We start from the raw sequence: 21,956 nt of genomic DNA, 5'->3' as shown, positions 1-21,956 counted from the left end.
ATCGCTGCGCCTACCCACGGAGAGAGACATGGCAGAGCGCCTTAATAATGACTTTCAATTTCTGGATGTAGCACGCCAAGATCCAGAGAAAAAAGATATTACTGTCCGCAAGGCAGAGTTTGTGGAAATTTATAAACCTTTTACTGCGGAAGTGGCTGCCAATCAGACCCATCGCTGTTTAGGTTGTGGTAACCCCTATTGTGAATGGAAATGTCCGGTACATAACTACATTCCAAACTGGTTAAAACTGATTGCAGAAGGCCAGATTTTTCAGGCCGCTGAACTGTGCCATCAAACCAACACCTTGCCAGAAGTCTGTGGTCGTGTATGCCCGCAAGACCGTTTGTGTGAAGGTGCCTGTACCTTAAACGATGGTTTTGGTGCAGTGACCATTGGTAATGCTGAAAAATATATTAATGATACCGCTTTCGCTTTGGGCTGGCGTCCAGACATGTCTGGCGTTAAGTGGACCAATAAAAAAGTCGCGATCATTGGTGCAGGCCCAGCTGGCTTAGGCTGTGCGGATATTCTGGCGCGTGGTGGCGTAAAGCCAGTGGTGTTTGATAAACGTCCAGAAATTGGCGGTCTGCTCACATTTGGTATTCCAGAATTTAAAATGGAAAAAGATGTGATGAAACGTCGTCGCGAAATCTTTACCGGTATGGGCATTGAGTTCCGTTTAAATACCGAGATTGGCGTTGATGTCACTATTGAACAATTGCTGACTGAATACGATGCAGTGTTCATGGGCATGGGAACCTATACTTATATGAAAGGTGGTTTCCCGGGTGAAGATCTGAATGGTGTTTACGATGCCTTAGACTTCCTGATTGCCAATGTCAATCGTTGCCAAGGCTGGGAAAAAGATCCAAGCGAATACATCAGTGTCGATGGCAAGAAAGTCATCGTACTGGGTGGCGGTGATACTGCGATGGACTGTAATCGTACCTCATTACGCCAAGGCGCGCATGATGTGACCTGTGCATATCGTCGTGACGAAAGCAACATGCCGGGTTCTGCACGTGAAGTGAAGAATGCCTATGAAGAAGGTGTTAAATTCCTGTTCAACCGCCAACCGATTGAGATTGTCGGTGAAAACGGTAAAGTGACTGGCGTTAAAGTCGTGACTACGCAAATGGGCGAGCCTGATAGCCGTGGTCGTCGCAGCCCTGAGCCTGTTCCTGGTTCTGAAGAAATCTTGCCTGCAGATGCAGTGTTGCTTGCCTTTGGTTTCCGCCCAAGTCCTGCAGACTGGTTTGGTGGCGCCAATGTAAGTCTAGATGGTTCAGGCCGAGTGGTTGCAGCGGAACAACAAGAGTTCAAGTTCCAGACTTCGAATCCAAAAATCTTTGCCGGTGGCGATATGGTACGTGGTTCTGATCTGGTTGTGACTGCGATCTGGGAAGGCCGTCAGGCAGCGGAAGGTATTCTGGATTATCTTGGCGTGTAAGCTCTTTTTCAGTATTTAATTTTTAAATGCCCAAGCCTCATGCTTGGGCATTTTTCTATATGAATTAAAGGATCTGGATAAAAGCGATGGATAGTCAGCATCTATGCAATAAGCAGAATAATGAAAAGACTTGAATAAAAGCGCAATAAATTGCTACTCTTTAAATGATAATAATTCTCATTTTAAGGTGGATAAAATAATGACACCAAAACTCAATGACAGGCTGTTAATTGCCGCACTGTATACCAGTACTTTTCTCTGCCTGGTTGATTTGAGCAGTGTCAATCTGGCTTTAGCTGCAATCCAGACACAGTTCAATAGCCAGCTTGCCGATTTACAATGGGTGATTGATAGTTATGCTTTGAGCATGTCGAGCTTGATGCTCGCGGTGGGAGCTTTAAGCCAGTGGCTAGGACGTAAACGCTTGTGGTTGGCTGGTGTCGTGATTTTTATTTTCGGCTCGGTGATTTGTGCGGCAGCACCTGCTTTTAACGTATTGATCGTGGGGCGCGTAATTCAGGGCATTGCAGGAGCGATGCTGATTCCCCTGACTTTGGCGATCATCGTACATCATTTTACCCAAGTTGATCGCAAGGCACGGGAAATTGGCAACTGGAGTTCATTCAGTGCCTTTGCCTTGATTGTTGGGCCCTTGATGGGCGGCCTCATGGTGCATTATCTGGGCTGGCAAAGTATTTTCTGGTTAAATCTTCCGGTTGGATTGTTGGCATTGTTTTTAGGCTGGAAAGGTATTGTTGCCGATGAGCAGCAGCAAAGCATTAGGTTTGACTATTTAGGACTGATTTATAGTGTAGTTGCAATTGCCAGCTTAACCTATAGCATCATCATGGTACAGCAAGTACATATTGGCTATCTGATTGTGTTTAGTTTCCTGCTTTCGATGGTGTTTGCGCTGATTTTTATACGACATCAGAACAAGGCTTCGCATCCGCTCATTCCACGTCATTTATTCCATAACCGTATTTTTTTACGTTTTAATCTGATCTCCTTTCTGTTGGGATTTGCAGGTTATAGTTCCTTATTTGTTTTTGCCCTGTTTTATCAGGAGCAGGTGCATTTAAGCGCGGCTCAGGCCGGTTGGTTGATCGCCCCGCAATTTCTGATGCAAGCGGTGGTTTCTATTGGCTTTGGTCGCTTACAGCAAAGTTATGGCGTATTGCCCTTACTCAAATTGGGGTTGTTCATTTCGGGTATCGCCTTGATCGCAATGATCAGTTTCCAGAGTAACGCTTCTTATCTGTTATTTATAGGTTTAAGCTGCATGCTGGGAGCAGGTATTGGCTTGATTGTCCCCAGTTCCAGTACCTTGAGCTTGCATGCGGTATCGCAGGCAGATGCCAGTTTTGCTGCGGCAATTTTAAATATGCTCAGACAACTAGGTCTAACTTTCGGTATTGCAGTATTGGGTACGCTGACTGCGTTTATGATCGAATGGGCAGTGACAAGCTTGCATTATTCTATGGCTCAAGCCCAGTTATTGGCCTTTCACAGTGTGGTCACCATCATGGGGGGACTGTTTATTATAGGCATGCTGAGCTTGAGAAAAATTAAACCAGAAGAATGTGGCGGACCTGTTTCATCGTCATAGACCAGTCATCATTTTGGTAGTTTTGGCAAATCTTCTAAGCTTTTTTGCCCTGTCCTAGAGTTTTTTACAGCGCAATACTCGAAGACGGACTATAAAATGAACAAGGTAATCGCGATGGCACTTGCAAATGCGAATGTAGGAAAAAGCTATTTAAATCGTCCCAAGGCATTGGGGATTACTGTACGTCGTCTGCAATTTAACCCAGAAAAAATCAAACGTCATTATTTTGCCAATTCACCAGTGATGTCGCATCTGCTGACCGCACTGTCTTCCACTTTCCCGATTGGCGAGCAGTATTTTGTCAATAGTGTCCGCAATGTTCGCGACAAAGTAAAAGATCCCCAATTACAGGCACAAATTGCGGCTTTTATCGGGCAAGAAGCAATGCATTCCAAGGCCCATACCGAATTTAATGATGCATGGCGACGCGATGACTATAATCTAGACCGTTTTCAGGCGTGGCTGGCAAAACGCGATGAGCTGCTTCGTAATATTCATCCTAAATTACAGCTGGCCTTGACCTGTGCCTTTGAACATTTTACTGCCATGCTGGGCGGTTATATTCTGAAACATCCAGAAATTTTAAGTACCCTGGATGAGGATGCCATGAAATTGTGGGTATGGCATGCGATTGAGGAAATTGAGCATCGTTCGGTAGCTTTCGATGTCTATCAGCAAGTCTATGGTGATGACCGTATCCGCCGTCTATTGATGCGTAGCGTAACCACAGGTTTTGCCAGCCTGACTTTTTACGCCACGTCGCGGCTGATCTGGCAGGACAAATGGAAAAGCCTGCCTAAACTGGGGGGTAATCTGTTCGGGACCTATTTACTGGCGAAAATGTTAATCCAGCTGATTCCAGAATATTTGTCCTATTATCAGGCGGATTTTCATCCGGCAAAACATGATTACACGCAGTTGGTCAACTACTGGAAAGCACGTATGGCGGATGAGTATGACATGGTCAGCTTTCAGGAGGGCGCCACACCCCAGTTGTATAGTTAAATTCTCTCTTAAAATAAAGTTTGCTTAGCGCGGCATTACATCAACAGGCTTGAGTAATGCCTTTTTTATTTAAACAGTCTCATTCATCAACTTTAATAAATGTTACACAGCAGGCAAAAAAATCCCATTACAATGAAGTAACGCAAAAATATAAAGAAAAACTTGAGGATAAATTTTTATGAAAGTCATGAAACAAACCGCACTGGCAACCGTATTGGCAAGCACGCTTCTGTTCACAGGGTGTGGCTATAACACTTTACAAGTGAAAGATGAGGCGGTGAACGCATCGTGGTCTGAGGTACAGAACCAATATCAACGCCGTGCTGACCTAGTGCCGAATCTGGTCAATGTGGTAAAAGGCTATGCCAAACACGAAGAACAGGTGCTCACTGAAGTAACTCAGGCACGTTCGAATGTGGCGGGCTTGAAAGTCGATAAAGAAGTGCTGGAAGATCCTGCCTTATTTGAGAAATACCAACAGGCGCAAAGTCAATTGACCGGTGCATTGTCACGTCTGATCGCCGTTTCGGAAAACTATCCTGATCTGAAAGCCAATGAACAGTTCCGTGACCTTCAAGCGCAGCTAGAAGGCACTGAAAACCGTATTGCGGTTGCACGTAACCGTTATATTACAACGGTTCAGGACTATAACGGCTATGTTCGTCAATTCCCTCAAGCCTTGACCGCTAAAGTAATTGGCATGAAAACCAAGGAAAACTTCAAGGCAGAACAGTCTGCTCAACAGGCACCAACAGTTTCATTTAACTAAGTTTTGAAATTGTTTTTGAATGCTGGGGAGTGACCGTATGTTCGCAATGTTAACGCAAAGATTAAAACAGCAGCTTGGGGCTGCATTGTTGCTGGTGTTTGCGACATTTTGTTTTCAACATACGGTCTGGGCCGAGGTTGCAACCGCAACGGATCAAAGTGATCTGGTGGTTGCAGGCAAAATTATTCAGGAACAGCAAAACAATAAAACTGCTCCTGCAAGTAGCTCAAATACTGAAACACCGGTATTGCCCAAAGTCGCCGATGATATGGCGGAGGGTGAGTCCATTCGTGGCTTACCCACGTTAAACCAGCCGGTCATTGATCAGGCCAAAATCCTGAGTGATGCAGAAATGCAGCAGCTCAATCAGAAAATTCTAAGTCTTTATCAGCAAGGGAAGGCCCAAGTCGGTGTAATTATCGTGCCGACCACCGGGCAGGAAGCGATTTTTGATTTTGCCCTGCGAGCTGGGGAAAAATGGCAACTGGGTTCAGCCAAACGTGATAACGGTTTGTTAATGGCAATTGCGGTGAATGACCGTAATATCCAGATTCTGACGGGTTATGGTCTGGAAGGTGTACTACCAGATCTGGTGCTGAGCCGGATTATTCGCAACCAGATTACGCCTTATTTTAAACAGGGCCAATATGCACAGGGCATCTCAGCGGGTCTGGATGAAATCACCCGTATTGTGAATTTAGACCCTGAAATTGCCCAGCAGGCGGCTCAAGAGTTAAAAGACCGGCATGAGCAGGCCTTACATGCGCAGCAAGCCAAAGACAATACCCTCATGATGGCCTTATTTATCCTGATCGCGGGTGTGGTCGGCTCATTTATTATAGGCAAGCGCTTAAGTGCCTCAACCGCCGCCGTGGCAGCAACGGTTGCTGGACTCGTCAATGGCGCAGGTCTGGTAATGAGTTTGTTACTCGGCGTCGGGGTGTTCTTTTTATTGATTACTTCACTGGCGCAACTGATTTTCCAGATGTTCTTGTCAGGTGGCGGCCGCGGAGGCGGTGGTGGTGGAGGTTTTGGCGGCAGCGGCGGTGGCTACAGCGGTGGCGGTGGTAGCTTTGGCGGGGGAGGAGCATCAGGCTCATGGTAACCAAGACAGATACAACACAGATTATTACCCAGCCGAAACTGGATGAGCATGTTCAACCGAGTTTAAAACGCTGGTTCAAACATTTCCTCTATGTCTCATCGGCGCATCGTTATTTTAGCAAGCAGGAGCGGAACGAAATTGCCAAAGCGGTACAGCAGGCAGAAAAAGGCCATGTCGGTGAAATACAGGTGGTGATCGAAGGGCATATCCCATGTTCTCAAGCCTATCAGCAAAATACCCGCTTACGGGCGCAGCAACTGTTTGCTGAACTGGGTGTCTGGGATACTGAACTGAATAGTGGTGTATTGCTGTATTTGAACCTGTGCGAACGTAAAGTTGAAATCGTGATTGATCGTGGTTTAAAGAATGCGACCCAGACTGAAATCTGGAACGGGATTTGTCAAAGTATGGTGTTGTTGCTGGCCCAAAAACAATATCTGCAAGCAGTGACCAACGGGGTGACAGAAATTGGGCAGATTTTAGATCAGTATTATGTAAAATCAGACTTGAATGATCAAAATGAACTGCCTAATGAACCGATCATTTTAAATTAAATTCGGTTTTTAATTTTCATCAAAAATCTGGCTTGTTATTTTAGAAAAAATAAATTATTGTGCAGACCATTCTGTATAGATAAATTTCTGAATCGCAAGCCTTCTTATCAGCTTCCGATAAACGGTAAGAAATTATAAAAAATAATTGAAATAAATTTTGTGTGATTCAGGTCGCTCAATTTAAATACAATTCGAAAGTAGTCAAATTTGATATCTAAAAAAACGCATAATAAAGCAGTAAAGCTGACGTTATTTGTCATTTTTTTTCTTAAAACGTCTAAATTGCTCTGCTTTTATACAACATGAATTTTTTTTAAGTCCCTGTTTTTTTAGAGTAAAATTGGCTAAGCTAAGGACTGGCATAAAACATGCTAAATACTAAGTAGCTGAAAAAAGCTTATAAAAAATATCCATTGGAGAAATGTTATGAAATCAATGCAAAAGGGTTTTACTCTTATCGAATTGATGATCGTTGTGGCGATCATTGGTATTTTGGCGGCAGTGGCATTACCTGCTTATCAGGACTATACAGTACGTGCAAAAGTATCTGAAGCAATTCTAGCAGGTTCTTCTTGTCGAACAGCAGTAACAGAGGCTATACAAAATGGAATTATTCCTCCTGAAGGGAACTGGGGATGTGAACAAGGTAAAGATGCTAGTAAGGATACTAATGGAAATGATGTCGCAGCAGAACGAGCTTCTAAGTATGTTGCAAAAGTAGTCGTAAGTTCAGCTATGGCTACACCAGGCCAAATTACAGTTACTACGGAGCAAGTTAGTGATTTAAAAGGTGCTGCTGGTACATCAATTGTCATGGTACCAATGTCTAAAGCGAATACTCCGTTAGCGGGTAAAGAAGTAACAAACTCTGATGGAAGTAAATCAGTTGATTTTAGCAGTGTTGCTTCTGCAGGTATTGCGGAATGGTCATGTGGCCCTACAAAAACTAACGGGACTCCAGTGAAATATTTACCTGCAAGCTGCCGTACAATTCAATCTTAATGTTAACTCAATAAAATAACTGGCTGAGGCCAGTTTTTTTATTGTTCACTTTTATAATTTAATAAGGAAATTTATGAGCAAACGCCTTAATTTTTTTCTAGGTCACTTAGTAATTTCTTTTTTTATTGCTTTAATTGTGATTGGGGTTGTATTTTTTATTTGGTATCCCTCACCTTTGGCAAAAGCTGTGGGGGTAACCCATATCTTTTTAATGATGTTAGCCATTGATGTCATTATTGGGCCATTACTAGGGCTACTGGTTTACAAAGAAGGAAAGAAGTCTTTAAAAATGGATTTGAGTATCATTATCCTGATTCAGGTTCTTGCATTAGGCTATGGTGTTTATAGTATTGCTCAGGGGCGTCCATCATGGCTAGTTTATAATGTAGATCGCTTTGAGCTGGTGCGCAATAACGAGATTCTCCGAGAACAGATAAGTCAGGCAAGTCCCCAATATCAACAGCCTTCATGGTTAAAACCGCAATTTGTCGGTGTAGAGTTTTCTAAAGATTTTAAGAGTCGTAACAATGATATACTTGCAGAAGTTCTCGGAGGGATTTCACTGGCTCAGAAGCCAGAACGTTATGTCCCATTAGATAACGTAAAAAAACAGATTCAACAACGTGCTCAAAATTTGGATGTTTTAAACCAATTTAATGACAAAGCTGTAGTTCAAAAAGTCTTAGCCCAATATCCACAAGCGACTGCCTTTGTTCCCTTAAAAGCCAATGCTGTTGACATGACCGTTCTCATTAACAAAGAAAAAGGTGAAGTGGTTAAGATTGTTGACTTACGTCCGTGGAAGTAAATTGTAGTTTTTATCTAATATTCGATTTCTATCTCGAGGCTTAACGATATAATTCGCTAGGCCTTTTTTCATGTATGACCTATGCAATTTTTATGCTTTTTACTTGCCAGCATCTTGTTTAGTTTTGCTTGGCTATCCCCAGTCCATACCTATCCTTGGGTGACCTTTTCCAGTGAACTGGCAAGCTTTGGCGGTGGCGTGGCGTTACTGGCCCTGCTGTTCAATAAAAATGTAAAAATCCCGCGTCCTCAAATCTTGATGCTGGGTATTGCGTTTATTCCGCTATGCCAGTGGGCTTTTGGTTTAATTACGGATTTTAGTACCGCATTCCTGAGTTTCGGTTACCTGTTTGTGTTCTGGTTAATGGTTGTTGCGGGTTACAACTTAAGCCTGCAAGCAGAGCAACGGGAACGGATTATGCTGGGCGTAAGCTATCTATTGCTGAGTATTTCGTTCATCAGTGCGATCATGGCCATCGTACAGTGGTTAAATCTCGAAGCCTATATTGATGGAATTATAAAGCTCAAGACCAGCCGACCTTATGCCAATTTCGGGCAACCGAATAATCTGGCAACCTTTTTAATTATGGGCTTGATGGGGGGCTTATATTTATATGAAAAAAGAAGGCTGACCTTATGGTTGTTAATCCCGGCAAGCTTGATTACGTTATTTGCAATCACGCTGACTCAATCAAGAACTTCCTGGGTGGTGTGTATATTCCTGTTCTTTTACTGGATTTATAAACAATACAAAAATTCACCGCGATTTAATTTCCCAAGACTACTGCTCTGGGTCGGGCTGTACTTGGTGATTGCAGGTTACTTACTCCCTGTGCTGAGCCAACTTTTAAGCTCAGGCATTGATACCGGTGTGACCCAGACTGCATCCATTGCGCAACGTGCAGGGTCGGGGCATGAGCGCCTGGGGATGTGGGTGCAGATCTTACATGCCATTGCCGAGAAGCCATGGTTTGGTTATGGCTGGAGTCAAACCAGTATTGCGGTGTTCGAGAGTATTCAGTTCAATACCGTACAGGTCTGGTTTAACAGCGCGCATAATGTATTGCTGGATCTGCTGGTCTGGAATGGTGTGCCACTCGGGCTGTTGATTATTGGTTATATCTCGTTATGGTTGTTCTGGCTGAATAAGAATGCCAAGGAGACCAGCTCGATTATTGCGATCTTGATGGTCTGTGCCATCCTGATACATGCCATGCTGGAGTTTCCACAACGCTACGCTTATTTTCTGCTACCTATGGGCTTCTTGCTGGGACTCATTCAGGCCCAAACACCAAAACTAAAAGGCATAACGGTCAATAACAATGTCATTCGCTGTATTGGAGTGCTTGCACTGATCGTGGTATTGTTGATCTGGCGTGATTATAAGCTCTATCAGGAAAATAGCCGTTTGGTCTTTAAAAACCAAGCGCCTACAGCAGAAATTCTGGGCAGTTCTAAAATTATAGTACTGACCCAGTTTCAGCAACGTCTTGACTGGATTGCTTTAAAACCGCAAACCAAAATGTCTGAGTCTGAGCTAAGCTTGTTGGGAGAAATGGTCAAGAATAAAGCTACGCCGTACAACCTGAAGAAGTATGCGCAGCTACTGGCCTACAATCACAAGTTAGAGAAAGCAGAGCAACAGTTGGTGGTTTTGAGGCAGTTGTATAAGCAAAAGCTGAGTCTGGCAGAGATTATCGAATTAAATAATAAGACACAGGTAAAACAGTCTTAAGCCAGACTGTTTGCAATAAAAAAACCAAAGCAATGCTTTGGTTTTTTTATTTGTTGCAGGTTTAAATCTGGCTTTGAATATAGTTTTCAATACCCACATTTTCAACCAGATCAAGTTGGGTATCGAGCCAGTCCCAATATTCTTCTTCTTTCTCTAGAATTTCCTGGACCAGATCGCGGGTCACATAATCTTGTTGAGCTTCGGCAAGCTCAACCGCTTGCTTGATCGCTTCAATATTTTCTTTGACTTTACGAATATCACAGTTCAGCACTTCTTCGGTATGTTGGCCGATATAGAGTTTGCCTAAATGTTGTAAATTCGGTAAGCCTTCCAGAAATAAAATACGCTCGATGACTTTATCGGCGTGTTTCATCTGACGGATCGATTCTTTGTATTCAGCTGAACCTAACTGTTCAATCCCCCAGTCATTAAACATACGCGAGTGTAAAAAATACTGGTTGATGGCGGTTAAATGGTGGTAAAGCACCTGATTCAGTTGGTTGATAACTTCGCGATTGCCTTTCATTGCGTTTACTCCAAAACACCAAGTGTTGATGCCCTAGTAGCTAAGGCAATTTATCTTATATTAATCAACAAATAATGTTCTGGCGAGTAATTTATAGAACGGCAAATGAAAATCACAATCATAAGAGGAGTATTTGAAACAACCGAAATTCAGTTAGGGATGTGATTTTCATAAAAAAACCGCTGGATGAGGAACCTTTGAGATTCTGCAAGAAGCGGTGGAGTCGTAAAAGATACTTTACATGAATACGTCGTTTTTAAATTAAATCAGGCTGCAATGGAAATACGTGCTGCAATTTCAGCAAGCTCATCACTAATAATTGCGCGTGCTTCAGGTGCACAACGACCACAACAGGTACCTAGGTCGAGTAGGTCACGGATTTCACGATAGCTTTCAGCGCCGTTTGCAACAGCGTCTTTGATATCCTGATCTGTAATTCCACGACATAAACAGACATACATGGGAGTGATCCACAAATATAAATGCGATAATTGATATTATTGATAATTGTTATCGTTTGTCAATGAATTTCATTCTAATGCAGTTCATAACTTTATTGGGAATTTGAATAAAAAAATACCGCTTGATCGGCGGTATTTTTAGTGTTTTTTATCTTATTGATAGTTATAAGTTAAAAATATCTTATGCAATGATGACAATGCCATCCATTTCGACCAGTGCACCTTTGGGTAGACTCGCGACACCCAGTGCTGCACGCGCTGGATAAGGTTGAGCAAAATATTCGCCCATGATCTGGTTGACCAGTTGAAAGTGTGAAAGATCGGTCAGGAAAATATTTAGTTTGGCAATATCTGCCAAGCTACCGCCAGCAGCAGTACATACTGCTTTAAGATTGTCGAATACACGGCGGATTTGCGCTTCAATGCCTTCTACAAGTTCCATACTGTACGGATCTAAACCAATCTGGCCTGAGAGATAGAGCGTGTTGCCAACAAGAATTGCCTGAGAATATGTGCCGATAGCAGCAGGGGCGTGTTCAGTATGAATAACTTGACGTGACATTAAGCTCTCCTAAGTCCTATGTTTTTTCTTAAACAATGCGACTTTAACACAAAAGTGCAGACACGAAAGCGCTGAATACTGTTTAGTCGCTGTTGTTTGAATCTATTCTTGAGTTTTTACTGTGCAATATTGATTACGGCACAGCCTGAGTTTTAATGCACTGTTTCGGCTTTGGCAACTTCGGGCTGCACAATTGGCATATTGAGACGTTCAATGCGTGGGAAACCGAAGTGCATACGTAAATCACGAATGATCTGGGCAATCTGGTTACGGTTACTGACGACGATGTTGACATAGGTTTTCTGGTCTTGGGAATGGACCATTTCAACCCCTGTTTTGGCCTTACGGCATTGATAGATCAGGTCAGAGATTTGTTCATCATTCATTTCCATATGAATGCATAGATAGGCACTGAAGCGGACATCATCAATTTCTTCAGATTGCCAGTTAAGCGGCATAATATTTTCTGGATGCAGATGCTGTTCATGCAATAAGTTACGACAGCGTGAGCGATGCACGATTAAACCGCGTCGTGATAAATGCCCTTGAATCGGATCGCCTAGAACTGGATTGCAGCAATGCGCATATTTGACATCGACACCTTCAGTCCCCGCGATCAAGCGGTCAGACGTTTCCTGATGCTGTGAATAGTCTTGCGAGAACAAATGATTGGCCACCAGTTGTGGTAGCAAATCACCGACTGCGATCTGTTCAAACAGGGTATCTTTGCTACTTAAGTGACGCCATTCAAGTACGTTAATCCAGTCGGTTTGCGACAGGTCATTGATCGAACGCTGGAACAGTTTTAAGGCCCGGTTCAAGGCTTGCTGACCGACCAGACGTTGCTCATCAATATCTTGTTCACGCAGCATGTTCTGTAAGGCGCGACGGGCTTTCTGGGTATTGATAAAGCTGAGCCAGTCTGGATTGGGGGTGGCCAGTACATCGGTAATGATCTCGACCACTTGTCCGCTATGCAAAGGGGTCGATAAAGGACGGATTTCGCCATCGACTTTAGCACCCACCGCATGGTTACCTAAAAATAGGCTGGCTGAATAGGCAAAATCAACCACCGTTGCACCTTGCGGTAATTCGTGTAATTGCCCATGTGGAGTATAGACCCAGATTTTTTCCTGATGCAAATAGTCCAGCAAGTCGCTAAATGTGGTTTTGGCACAACCGCTATCGATCAAGGTATTCAGATTCTGCATCGACGCCTGAATTGCAGAACGGCAGGCCTGTGGCGCATTTTCACCCAGCACCACCCCGAAACGTGCAGCTTTACGCATCAGCTCGGTTTGAATGGTCAAGGAGAGTGTGGTTTTCTCACCCTTGAGCTTGATCATTAAGGACTGGTTACCCCCCGGAAGAGGGCGGCGAATATGGTCGCTATATTGTAAAACCTGAAAATTATCTTTGAGCGCATCGACCAGACGGTCACAGTCAGCGATGCTTTGTAAAATGATTTCAAAGGCATGGCTATGGCTGAGTTCATTCAGGTCGATTTCATTTTTAACAAAGTGACGCAGTAATTCGATATTGTTATTTTTCTTTTTAATACGACCTTTTAAATCATGATTTTTTAATAGATCGGTCAGTTTCTGTTCCCAGATGGCCTGATATTCACAACGTTTTGGTTTGGTTTCCAATAAGGCGGTTTGCACATCATTGAACATATCCAGATCAAGATTTTGATAGCAGAGATGTTCAAGGTTATCTGCCATTTCATTCATACCGACCAGACGTGCCATCGGTACAAAAATATCAAAAGTTTCCTGCGCAATACGGGCACGTTTATCGGGACGCAGTGCGCCCAAGGTGGTCATATTATGATAGCGGTCTGCCAGTTTAATAATAATGACACGCGGGTCTTGTAGTGTGGCTTGTAAAATTTTTCGGAATGATGCAGCCTTGTTATATTCTTTATCGCTGGAATGGCTGAGTTTGGTCACGCCATCCACCAGTTCGGCTACCACCAGACCATATTTCTGTCCGATTTCGTCTTTGGTAAAGTCAGTGTCTTCAATCACATCATGCAGTAAAGCGGCCATCAGGGTATCGGCATCCAGACGCATATGCGCAAGAATACAACTGACCGCAATCGGGTGTAATACATAGGGTTCACCGCTTTTACGGGTAATACCGCTATGGGCTAAATCAGCAAAATCGCAGGCAGCAAGCACACGTTGAACGTCACTATCCTTGAGATAGGCTTCAATGATGACTTTGAGCTGTTGCTTGGCTTGGCTGACTTCTTCGCCTGGCATATAACACCTTTTTAACATGAATTCAGTAATGAATAAGCTTATCTTCTAATGAAAAGCAAATTGCAAAGCTTGTCAATTTGTTCATTATAAAAACTCGTAAATTTTTTCAATGAAGTATATTGTTTTTACCAATATAACGCTGAATTTTACAACAAACAAAAAAGCCCAGTGTCTTCACAATGGGCTTTTCAGCAGAGCAAATTCGATTTAGAAAGTGAAACCTTCTAAGTTTAATGAATTTGTAGACAACACCATATCAAGGTTTGATGTTTGATAGTCTTGATCGCGTTGTTTTAAAATTTCTTTAGTCACATGACCGACTGCGATCTCGCGTAATGCAACCACTGTTGGTTTGTCATTATCCCACTCTACAGTTGGTTCCATGCCTTGACGTGCCAATTGACGTGCACGTTTACTCGCTACCAGTACCAACTCGAAGCGGTTATCTACATGGTCTAAACAATCTTCAACGGTTACACGTGCCATAAGTTGTCTCGTCTGAACATCACATTTGAAAGACTGAGTAGTATAAAAGGCTTTTATACAAGACTCAAGTTATTCGCGATTAAGGGTAATCAAGTTTTGGATTAATTGCTGATGGCGATTGCTTTGCTGCAAGGTCACGAGGCGGTTTGCGGTAATAATGGCTTCCAGGTCATGTACTGCTTTATTGAAATCATCATTGATAATGACATAGTCAAAACTGGCAAAATGACGCATATCCTCTACGGCACAACTCAAGCGGTGTTCAATCACGTCGACAGAGTCGGTACCACGATTTGACAGGCGCTGTCTTAAGTCATACTGGGTTGGCGGGAGAATAAAGATCTGTTTTGATTCAGGAAAAAGTCGACGAACCTGTTCAGCACCTTGCCAGTCAATTTCAAGTAAAACATCATGACCTTGTTCAAGCTGCTCTTTCACTTTGGCTTGTGAGGTACCGTAATAGTTTCCAAACACTTCGGCATATTCGATGAAACCACCTTCATCGACTTGTGCTAAAAAACTTTCTTTACTGGTAAAATGATAGTGAACGCCATCGAGTTCACCAGGACGTTGACCGCGTGTAGTATGTGAGACAGAAACGTGCAGGTTGCTGACTCGATCGAGTAGGGCTTTGACCAAAGATGTTTTGCCCGTTCCTGAGGCTGCAGAAACGACAAACAAGAGACCCGACATGATATTTTTCCTGAATATGATAAAATATCTTGGCTATTGTAGTGTAGCGTGCCATTAAACGAAATAGTTTGGCGTAAAAATTCAGTTGATCAGAGAGGTTGTTATGGAAATCGTGTTGGCCAATCCACGAGGCTTTTGTGCTGGTGTTGACCGTGCTATAGCAATCGTCAATCGGGCACTGGAATGTTTTAATCCGCCAATTTATGTCCGTCATGAAGTGGTACATAACAAATTTGTGGTCGATGACCTGCGTCAGCGTGGCGCCGTGTTTGTGGATGAGCTGGATCAGGTACCTGATGATTCTATTGTGATTTTTAGCGCCCATGGCGTATCCAAAGCCGTTCAACAAGAAGCAGAGCGCCGTGGTTTAAAAGTATTTGATGCCACCTGTCCCTTAGTCACCAAAGTACATATCGAAGTGACTAAATATGCCCGTGAAGGGACTGAAGCGATTCTAATTGGACATGAAGGTCATCCGGAAGTTGAAGGCACCATGGGCCAGTATGATAAAACCAAAGGCGGCGCAATTTATCTGGTCGAAGATGAAGAAGATGTGGAAGCCTTGATGGTCAATCATCCTGATAAAGTCGCTTTCGTTACCCAGACTACGTTGTCAATTGATGATACGGCGAAAGTGATTGATGCGTTACGGGCGAAATTTCCACAAATTCAAGGCCCGCGTAAAGACGATATTTGCTATGCCACACAGAACCGTCAGGATGCAGTACGTGATCTGGCGGAGCAGTGTGATGTGGTATTAGTCGTGGGTTCGCCCAACTCATCCAATTCAAACCGTTTACGCGAACTGGCCGAGCGCATGGGCAAATCTGCTTATCTGGTCGATAATGCCGATCAGCTGCAAAAAGACTGGTTTAAAGCCGACAGTAAAATTGGGGTGACTGCGGGTGCCTCTGCGCCTGAAATTTTAATTAAACAGGTGATCCAGCGTTTACAAGATTGGGGTGCAACACCACCAAAAGAGTTACAGGGACGTGAGGAAAATATCACTTTTAGTCTACCAAAAGAGTTGCGTATACAGGTGATACAAGCCTAATTTTATTAGAAAAATGTGAACTGGAAACGGATGGATTGCACTCCATCCGTTTTTTTTGCTGCTTATCTGTTTTGTATTGGTTCTGTAAAAATAAAATTTAAGATAGAGTAGTGAATTTTTAAAAATTGGGTGCTGGGGAAATGGGGAAAACTCGGGGATTCACCTTAATTGAATTGATGGTGACGATTGCGGTGCTGGCTGTGATTGCGATGATGGCGGCGCCTAAGATGAGTGAAATGATTGCAAAACAAAATCTGATATTAACAGTAAGAGATTTATCAAGCACATTAAACGAAGCGCGAAGTAAAGCAGTTCTAATACGCAAGGACGTCAGAGTTACATTTAATGATACAACCAAATCTTCTAAAAATAACACAGATACTCAAATGTACTGGTTAGCCAAGACAGGTAATGCATTAACAGCATCCAGTGCCACGTCAATTATTTTTACTTCATATGGACTCGTTAAAGATGCCACAAATGATAGTGATTTGGTGATTTGTAATAGCGATCTTCATATAACGAAAACTATTTCAGTATCTAGAATGGGAACGATAGTTGTTAAAAGTGATGGAGCTTGTTAATGAATAAAAAAAACACACAACAAGGGATGGGGATGATGGAAGTCTTGGTTTCCCTTTTTCTATTAGCAATTGCTGTATTGGGTTTCGTCGCATTGCAACTGCGTGCTGTAGAGGCTGCCAATGAATCATTGAACAAAATTCAGGCGATGAATATTGCACGGGATCTAGCTGAACGTATTCGAATTAATCCTTATGCATATACATTGCTAGATAAAAACAATTCTCCTATAACAAGTGATACAACCAATTCTGCTTATATACAGGCAGTTGCAGATAATAAAGGGGTAGTTATTGCTCATACATGGTCTTCCTGTTATGGGACGAATGTATGTAGTAGTGCTCAGATGGCAGTTGAAGATGTAAAGCAGGTAGTAGATAAAGCCCGTCAACAAGGTATGACAATTAATATCTTGCCTTGCTCAAAATCTACAACAAGAGCAGATGAAACAGATAGCACAAAAACGATTACAGAACGCGCAAGTTTGGCTAGTGAGCGAAAATGCATTTATGTGGCATGGGATACTACGGAAGCGACAGATGCTGCAAGTGAAGGGGTGACAAGTAATTACTGTACCTTATACGGGAAGATTAAGGACGATTCAAAGTGTATTGTTGTGGAGACCTATTAAGATGATAAGACAACATAGCTTAATTCGTCCTAATTCTGGATTTACACTTGTAGAATTAATGGTTGCTTTGGTTCTTGGGTTAATAATTGTAGCTGCAGCGATACAATTATTTGTAACAGCACAAATAGGAGCCAATTTGCAAAGAGCGGTAGCCGATGTGCAGGATAATGGAAACTTCGGTATTAATTACATGATCGAAGATATTCGTAAAGCCAATTTTTCGGCAGATAAACCTATAATTAAAAGTGGTATCCCTTTTGCTGGAATTGTTTTAGGTGCAGGTAATTTACCTGCTCTCAACCCACCTGTCACTGCTACAGAAATGACAAAAAAAGAGGCAGAGGGAACAGGGAAGCAGACCAATACAAGTAGTGATCAGCTCACGATTCAATATTTTGTAGATAGAACAGATCAGTATGATTGTGAGGCTAAACTTATTCCACAGAATAGTTATGTATTGCAACGTTATTTTATATTAAATGGAGATTTACGATGTGTTGCAGGCACATATCCTAAAGCGGCTCCTACAGCAACGGATGCAGATGGTAAACCTTTACCACGTACGCTGACAGGTTTTACTGGAAATGGAGAGATCGTTATCCGTAATGCCGAATACATGCGTATTTTATTTGCAGTAAGCGATGATAAAGTTGATGGAGATAATATTTCTAATGATCCTATTCCGGCTGATGGTCTGGTTCAGAAGAATTTTCGTTATATAGACAGTTATCCAACTACACAACCTTTACCTCGTATACGTGGTGTACAGATTGGCCTGCTAATGCGTTCTAATGAAAGCGTTGGCGGGAATGCCGAGGTTAAAACACGTAATAGTTCAAGCTTTAATGTTTTGGATAAAAATAATATCACTGTCAATACAGTGGACTCAAACTTACGTCAGGTTATTTCACAGACAGTGGCGTTTAGGAATGCTTTGGGAGGGGGATCATGAAAAGCAAATATCGAAACTCAGAGTTGGGTAATACTTTAATTGTGGTCTTAATATTAATTGTTGTTGTGACAATTATTGGGTTAGTCGCAATTCGTCAAAGTATTACTTCCTTAAAGATTTCAACCAATAGTCAAGCTCAATCTTTGCTTATGCGTAATTCAGATGCTTATTTTTTTAATATTGAAGCTGCGGGTGATGTATATAAAAAATTAAATGCAAGTAAGTTTGGTTTTGTTGGCTTTGCTTCTCAGCCTGAAAATATTGGTAAGGAAGTAGTTTTTTGTTTTAACCAGAATATTGTACAAAATTTTGATACCAATACTGTAGGCGTGATTTCCAATGTATTGACTAATACAGTAGATCCAATCGGTACAGGGAAGAAAAAAATTACGCCAATCACTCGAGGTGCGTGTGATCCCGCGATCGCAGAGAATTATACCAGTGGGCGTAAGGCGGTAATGACACAAGTTGCAATCAAGGTCGACAATACAGCAATGAATCCTTTGGAGAATTTTGTAGAAGGCACTGATGTTCCTCAAGTTCCTCAACCCATCCGAGTCAGAATTAATACAACATCTTTAATGCCAGCAATGGCAAGTACAGCGACCTCTGCACAAATTAAATCATGTTTAACCGATTATCCTGCTGATCCAATTGTGGATGGTTCAAATAGTAGTAATTCGATCTCAGATTGTTTACGTAACCTTGATGTGCCATTTAATGCCCAAGTCGCTGAATACCGTCAAAGTAATACACCTATGTAATTAATTCTCTCTAAAAGTTGGAGAAATGTAATGAAAGTCTTAAATAATAAAAAATCAGATTTCAGGCCAAATCCTTTGGTTATTGCAATCGCATCTATTGTGTTGGGTGCTACATTGCCAAATGTGGTAAATAGTGGTGTTCCTAATGATTTGGATATTTATTCACCTCCACAAGCAGGTAAAAAGAATTTATTGGTGATGTTAGATGCTTCAGGTGGGATGGATGATCAATCTGGAGGTCAGGCTGCTGCACGTTCCATAAAGGAAGATTATCCTGGTTGTAAAGGACTAGGTAATCTTTCAGAAGTAAGTACGACATTATTACAAAAGGCTTATCCTCTTACTCAACGACTGTCAAGTGGTACATCACAGACAGCAATTCTTTGGGGGATGCCTTTTTGTGATAATGTAAAAGCCAGCGGTCGTCCTTACACAAATTCATCAAGACCACCAGCAGGTACAACTGCAGCAACGATAACGAATGATTTTAAATTCAGTCGTATGGATAGGATGAAGTTGGCAATGTCACTGTTACTGGGAAACACTAGTCTAAGTGATGACGTAGTGATGGGATTAGGGCAATTTCCTGCCCAATCCCCCAAAGGTTACCAGCCAACTATAAACGCTGCAAATGATTCATCGAATAACGTAAGTGTAGCTCAAATATTGTATTCTCGTTATAGTAGTGCTCTTACGGGTTCGACAAAAGAGCGTAGCTGGGGTAATGATGTTTCTGCCAAAATTGTTGTGCCAGCAGCTCCTTTATCTGGTGACCAACGATATAAAATGCGTGTCACGGTTTCTAATTTGGGAAGTGGTGGTTTAACTCCTCTTGCCAGTGCAGTAGCTGAATCTGGGGCATATATGTTAGGAACTACTACAGAGGGGGGCACAACAAACTTAGTCTCTGCATTTAGTTATGATGGTAAAACCAATGGACCATATTCTGCGGATGGTTTTAAATATTCTCCTGATACCACTAAAATAACTGGTGGAACAAAATATCAAAGCCCAATTACAACCTCAGGTTGTAATGCAAATGGTATATTTTTATTGACCAATGCAGCTCCAACATCTGTACCAAGAGCAGAAGCACAGCAAATGATGAGAAATGCATTGGGCGACCCAGCCTTTACTTGTCCATCTACTGGTAATTTCTTGCGTACTCCCACAGGAAAAACAGATTTTGGCTGGTCTTGTATTGGAGAGTTTGCAAAAAGATTATCTAGTGATGAAACAAAACCAATTAAGATTGCTGTGGCGGGTTTTGGTAGTAACTATATACCCTATACACAGAAAAGTAATTTACAAGTTAATGTTTCCTCAATAGATGCTTTAGGAAACACAGTCACTCGAACACATTATAAATGCAATTCTATAAATGTTGGAGATACATATACGTTTGAAGGAGCTTCATTTACTGTTAGCGCTGAGAATATTCAGGATATTAAAAATGCCTGTAATTTAGGAGAAATTGCCGTTGAGGGGAATGCTGAATTAGCAGGCGTAGGTGGGTATGGACAAGGTGGCTTTTATCCTATTGTATCTCCACAGAACTTGGCAGATGCGATTATTAATTTCTCTGCAACGTTAAAGACGAGTATATCTGCATTAAATACAGGAACTCCAGCTATTCCAGTTGATACATTAAATGTTACACAACAACTACCCGATGCTTACTATGCACAATTCCAGCCAGATCTAGATAAACCCTTTGGAATTTGGATAGGGAATATGAAAAAGTATAGAGTTGTGGATAATACCTATCAAGCAGAAACTGGTGGGAATGTGATGTGTGCTGAGAAAACAGGAGGTTTTAACTTGGTAAACTATAGACACTCATCAGGAGTTTACCATGAGCAAGAAACAGAAGACTTACACCGCAGAATTTAAAGTTGAAGCAATAAAATTGATTGAAGCCAATCAAGGCAATGTATCGGAAACAGCCAGACAACTTGGCATTTCAATGCAAACTCTTTCAAATTGGAATAATAAAGCAAAGACTGGCACCTTAGCAGGCACTAAACAATATTCACCTGATCTAAATGCCTTACTCGAAGAAAATAAAAAGCTCAAACAACAGCTCAAAACAGCTGAAATGGAACGTGAATTTCTAAAAAAGGCAGCAGCGTACTTTGCGAAAGAAAGTCAGTAAGGTACGCCTATATGAAACAGCAAAGATATTTATTCCCGATTAGCTTTATGGCTAGATTACTTCACGTTTCAGTGTCACGATTTTATGATTGGCTAAAACGAGGCATGAATAAAAGATTGGTTCAGCGAAATCAACAGACAATTTTGGTCAAAATAGCTCATGAGGAAACTAAACAAAGCTATGGCTATATTCGATTAACTAAGCATTTACAAGCGCAAGGTATCAAAATCAGTACGTATGCTGTACGTCAAATAAAAAAGCTCAACCAGCTGTATTGTAAGCGTCATAAGCGTTTCAAAAGAACTACGAAGAGTGATCATAATCGAGCGATCTACGCAAATTTACTAGAGCAACAGTTTTCAATGACTAAGCCCAATCTTGCATGGTCAAGCGATATTACATACATTTGGACTGCTGAAGGTTGGTTATACTTGGCAGCAGTAAAAGACCTGTACACGAAACAAGTGGTTGGCTATAGCTTAAATGAGCGTATGACCGCACAACTTGTTTGCAATGCACTGACTATGGCGATTCGTAATCAAAAACCAACGAAAGGCTTAATTATTCATTCGGACAGAGGCAGCCAATATTGCAGCCATGAATATCGAAAGATACTGGAAAAATGTGATTTTCAAGGTTCAATGAGCAAACGTGGGGACTGTTACGATAATGCACCGATTGAAAGTTTCTGGGGCATACTCAAGAATGAATTAGTGCATCATTGCAACTATAAAACCAGAGATGAAGCTAAAGCAGATATTACAGAATACATTGTGTTATTTTATAA

At 42.0% G+C, this 21,956-nt stretch carries 22 protein-coding genes; 16 read left to right on the top strand and 6 right to left on the bottom strand.

The genetic code is table 11. The features are described 5' to 3' along the window. Positions 1 to 28 precede the first annotated feature (28 nt). The 9 genes from ACINWC323_RS17945 (at position 29) to ACINWC323_RS17985 (ending at position 10,036) form a co-directional block, all read left to right on the top strand. Positions 29 to 1,450, top strand: a complete 1,422-nt coding sequence (locus ACINWC323_RS17945) for a glutamate synthase small subunit GltD family protein (protein WP_009506662.1) — start codon at positions 29 to 31, stop codon at positions 1,448 to 1,450. Between the two features lie 199 nt (positions 1,451 to 1,649). After that, positions 1,650 to 3,059, top strand: coding sequence for an MFS transporter (locus tag ACINWC323_RS17950; protein ID WP_009506702.1), 1,410 nt, complete (start codon positions 1,650 to 1,652; stop codon positions 3,057 to 3,059). 114 nt (positions 3,060 to 3,173) lie between these two features. Continuing rightward, a complete protein-coding gene (locus tag ACINWC323_RS17955) occupies positions 3,174 to 4,064 on the top strand; it encodes a metal-dependent hydrolase (protein ID WP_009506569.1) in 891 nt (296 codons plus the stop codon). A gap of 178 nt (positions 4,065 to 4,242) precedes the next feature. Beyond that, complete coding sequence (locus ACINWC323_RS17960) at positions 4,243 to 4,833, top strand: LemA family protein (RefSeq protein ID WP_005227639.1); 591 nt, start codon at positions 4,243 to 4,245, stop codon at positions 4,831 to 4,833. Positions 4,834 to 4,870: 37 nt separating this feature from the next. Continuing rightward, positions 4,871 to 5,938, top strand: a complete 1,068-nt coding sequence (locus tag ACINWC323_RS17965; protein ID WP_009506689.1) for a TPM domain-containing protein — start codon at positions 4,871 to 4,873, stop codon at positions 5,936 to 5,938. Further along, positions 5,932 to 6,492: a TPM domain-containing protein gene (locus tag ACINWC323_RS17970; RefSeq protein WP_009506731.1), complete on the top strand. Its 561-nt coding sequence runs from the start codon at positions 5,932 to 5,934 to the stop codon at positions 6,490 to 6,492. The genes ACINWC323_RS17965 and ACINWC323_RS17970 overlap by 7 nt, the downstream gene beginning before the upstream one ends. Before the next feature lie 435 nt (positions 6,493 to 6,927). After that, complete coding sequence (locus ACINWC323_RS17975; RefSeq protein WP_502322122.1) at positions 6,928 to 7,494, top strand: pilin; 567 nt, start codon at positions 6,928 to 6,930, stop codon at positions 7,492 to 7,494. Between the two features lie 73 nt (positions 7,495 to 7,567). Next, a complete protein-coding gene (gene tfpZ, locus ACINWC323_RS17980; RefSeq protein WP_009506567.1) occupies positions 7,568 to 8,302 on the top strand; it encodes a TfpX/TfpZ family type IV pilin accessory protein in 735 nt (244 codons plus the stop codon). A gap of 81 nt (positions 8,303 to 8,383) precedes the next feature. Continuing rightward, a complete protein-coding gene (locus tag ACINWC323_RS17985) occupies positions 8,384 to 10,036 on the top strand; it encodes a PglL family O-oligosaccharyltransferase (protein WP_009506672.1) in 1,653 nt (550 codons plus the stop codon). Positions 10,037 to 10,097: 61 nt separating this feature from the next. On the opposite strand, the gene bfr is transcribed toward ACINWC323_RS17985, so the two are convergent. The 6 genes from bfr to gmk form a co-directional block, all read right to left on the bottom strand. Continuing rightward, on the bottom strand, positions 10,098 to 10,562 hold the full coding sequence (gene bfr / locus ACINWC323_RS17990; RefSeq protein WP_005227625.1) for a heteropolymeric bacterioferritin subunit Bfr: 465 nt from the start codon (positions 10,560 to 10,562) through the stop codon (positions 10,098 to 10,100). A gap of 266 nt (positions 10,563 to 10,828) precedes the next feature. Next, on the bottom strand, positions 10,829 to 11,023 hold the full coding sequence (locus tag ACINWC323_RS17995; protein ID WP_004776027.1) for a bacterioferritin-associated ferredoxin: 195 nt from the start codon (positions 11,021 to 11,023) through the stop codon (positions 10,829 to 10,831). A gap of 181 nt (positions 11,024 to 11,204) precedes the next feature. After that, positions 11,205 to 11,585, bottom strand: coding sequence for a deaminase RidA (ridA, locus tag ACINWC323_RS18000; protein ID WP_005227623.1), 381 nt, complete (start codon positions 11,583 to 11,585; stop codon positions 11,205 to 11,207). 152 nt (positions 11,586 to 11,737) lie between these two features. Further along, positions 11,738 to 13,852: a RelA/SpoT family protein gene (locus ACINWC323_RS18005; RefSeq protein ID WP_005282720.1), complete on the bottom strand. Its 2,115-nt coding sequence runs from the start codon at positions 13,850 to 13,852 to the stop codon at positions 11,738 to 11,740. Positions 13,853 to 14,059: 207 nt separating this feature from the next. Continuing rightward, complete coding sequence (gene rpoZ, locus ACINWC323_RS18010) at positions 14,060 to 14,338, bottom strand: DNA-directed RNA polymerase subunit omega (protein ID WP_004657467.1); 279 nt, start codon at positions 14,336 to 14,338, stop codon at positions 14,060 to 14,062. 69 nt (positions 14,339 to 14,407) lie between these two features. Then, on the bottom strand, positions 14,408 to 15,031 hold the full coding sequence (gene gmk, locus ACINWC323_RS18015) for a guanylate kinase (RefSeq protein ID WP_005227618.1): 624 nt from the start codon (positions 15,029 to 15,031) through the stop codon (positions 14,408 to 14,410). A gap of 103 nt (positions 15,032 to 15,134) precedes the next feature. Between gmk and ispH the strand changes: the two genes are divergently transcribed. The 7 genes from ispH to ACINWC323_RS18055 form a co-directional block, all read left to right on the top strand. Next, positions 15,135 to 16,085 (top strand): 4-hydroxy-3-methylbut-2-enyl diphosphate reductase, encoded by a 951-nt coding sequence (gene ispH / locus ACINWC323_RS18020; RefSeq protein WP_009506613.1) that lies wholly within the window; start codon positions 15,135 to 15,137, stop codon positions 16,083 to 16,085. A 140-nt stretch (positions 16,086 to 16,225) separates the two neighbouring features. Beyond that, positions 16,226 to 16,669 carry a GspH/FimT family pseudopilin gene (locus ACINWC323_RS18025; protein ID WP_009506598.1) on the top strand — a complete coding sequence of 148 codons (444 nt, stop codon included), beginning with the start codon at positions 16,226 to 16,228 and terminating at the stop codon, positions 16,667 to 16,669. Continuing rightward, complete coding sequence (gene pilV, locus ACINWC323_RS18030; RefSeq protein WP_009506573.1) at positions 16,669 to 17,298, top strand: type IV pilus modification protein PilV; 630 nt, start codon at positions 16,669 to 16,671, stop codon at positions 17,296 to 17,298. The genes ACINWC323_RS18025 and pilV overlap by 1 nt, the downstream gene beginning before the upstream one ends. A 1-nt stretch (position 17,299) precedes the next feature. Then, on the top strand, positions 17,300 to 18,250 hold the full coding sequence (locus tag ACINWC323_RS18035; protein WP_032880847.1) for a PilW family protein: 951 nt from the start codon (positions 17,300 to 17,302) through the stop codon (positions 18,248 to 18,250). Then, a complete protein-coding gene (locus ACINWC323_RS18040) occupies positions 18,247 to 19,014 on the top strand; it encodes a hypothetical protein (RefSeq protein ID WP_009506622.1) in 768 nt (255 codons plus the stop codon). The genes ACINWC323_RS18035 and ACINWC323_RS18040 overlap by 4 nt, the downstream gene beginning before the upstream one ends. Positions 19,015 to 19,044: 30 nt before the next feature. Further along, positions 19,045 to 20,907, top strand: a complete 1,863-nt coding sequence (locus ACINWC323_RS18045) for a pilus assembly protein (RefSeq protein WP_009506695.1) — start codon at positions 19,045 to 19,047, stop codon at positions 20,905 to 20,907. Further along, a protein-coding gene (locus ACINWC323_RS18055; RefSeq protein WP_155758117.1) for an IS3-like element ISAba21 family transposase occupies positions 20,870 to 21,956 on the top strand; the annotation gives its coding sequence in 2 pieces (ribosomal slippage) (positions 20,870 to 21,128 and positions 21,128 to 21,956; 1,088 coding nt annotated over the 2 pieces). This gene is flagged as partial in the annotation. The genes ACINWC323_RS18045 and ACINWC323_RS18055, both read left to right, overlap by 38 nt.

Origin of the sequence: Acinetobacter sp. WC-323, assembly GCF_000314615.1 — a bacterium.
Taxonomy (GTDB): domain Bacteria; phylum Pseudomonadota; class Gammaproteobacteria; order Pseudomonadales; family Moraxellaceae; genus Acinetobacter; species Acinetobacter courvalinii.
Note: the sequence above shows the minus strand (reverse complement) of the source record. Positions and strands in the feature narration are given on the sequence as shown.

Excerpts from the sequence above, each read along its gene's own strand:
- ACINWC323_RS17960 (WP_005227639.1), top strand. The coding sequence starts at position 4,243 with ATGAAAGTCATGAAACAAACCGCACTGGCAACCGTATTGGCAAGCACG.
- ACINWC323_RS17975 (WP_502322122.1), top strand. The coding sequence starts at position 6,928 with ATGCAAAAGGGTTTTACTCTTATCGAATTGATGATCGTTGTGGCGATC.
- ACINWC323_RS17955 (WP_009506569.1), top strand. The coding sequence starts at position 3,174 with ATGGCACTTGCAAATGCGAATGTAGGAAAAAGCTATTTAAATCGTCCC.
- tfpZ (WP_009506567.1), top strand. The coding sequence starts at position 7,568 with ATGAGCAAACGCCTTAATTTTTTTCTAGGTCACTTAGTAATTTCTTTT.
- ACINWC323_RS17950 (WP_009506702.1), top strand. The coding sequence starts at position 1,650 with ATGACACCAAAACTCAATGACAGGCTGTTAATTGCCGCACTGTATACC.
- ACINWC323_RS18035 (WP_032880847.1), top strand. The coding sequence starts at position 17,300 with ATGATAAGACAACATAGCTTAATTCGTCCTAATTCTGGATTTACACTT.
- pilV (WP_009506573.1), top strand. The coding sequence starts at position 16,669 with ATGAATAAAAAAAACACACAACAAGGGATGGGGATGATGGAAGTCTTG.
- ACINWC323_RS18005 (WP_005282720.1), bottom strand. The coding sequence starts at position 13,852 with ATGCCAGGCGAAGAAGTCAGCCAAGCCAAGCAACAGCTCAAAGTCATC.
- ACINWC323_RS18040 (WP_009506622.1), top strand. The coding sequence starts at position 18,247 with ATGAAAAGCAAATATCGAAACTCAGAGTTGGGTAATACTTTAATTGTG.
- ACINWC323_RS17985 (WP_009506672.1), top strand. The coding sequence starts at position 8,384 with ATGCAATTTTTATGCTTTTTACTTGCCAGCATCTTGTTTAGTTTTGCT.
- ACINWC323_RS18025 (WP_009506598.1), top strand. The coding sequence starts at position 16,226 with ATGGGGAAAACTCGGGGATTCACCTTAATTGAATTGATGGTGACGATT.
- ACINWC323_RS17945 (WP_009506662.1), top strand. The coding sequence starts at position 29 with ATGGCAGAGCGCCTTAATAATGACTTTCAATTTCTGGATGTAGCACGC.
- ridA (WP_005227623.1), bottom strand. The coding sequence starts at position 11,585 with ATGTCACGTCAAGTTATTCATACTGAACACGCCCCTGCTGCTATCGGC.
- ACINWC323_RS17970 (WP_009506731.1), top strand. The coding sequence starts at position 5,932 with ATGGTAACCAAGACAGATACAACACAGATTATTACCCAGCCGAAACTG.
- gmk (WP_005227618.1), bottom strand. The coding sequence starts at position 15,031 with ATGTCGGGTCTCTTGTTTGTCGTTTCTGCAGCCTCAGGAACGGGCAAA.
- ACINWC323_RS17995 (WP_004776027.1), bottom strand. The coding sequence starts at position 11,023 with ATGTATGTCTGTTTATGTCGTGGAATTACAGATCAGGATATCAAAGAC.
- rpoZ (WP_004657467.1), bottom strand. The coding sequence starts at position 14,338 with ATGGCACGTGTAACCGTTGAAGATTGTTTAGACCATGTAGATAACCGC.
- ispH (WP_009506613.1), top strand. The coding sequence starts at position 15,135 with ATGGAAATCGTGTTGGCCAATCCACGAGGCTTTTGTGCTGGTGTTGAC.
- ACINWC323_RS17965 (WP_009506689.1), top strand. The coding sequence starts at position 4,871 with ATGTTCGCAATGTTAACGCAAAGATTAAAACAGCAGCTTGGGGCTGCA.
- bfr (WP_005227625.1), bottom strand. The coding sequence starts at position 10,562 with ATGAAAGGCAATCGCGAAGTTATCAACCAACTGAATCAGGTGCTTTAC.
- ACINWC323_RS18045 (WP_009506695.1), top strand. The coding sequence starts at position 19,045 with ATGAAAGTCTTAAATAATAAAAAATCAGATTTCAGGCCAAATCCTTTG.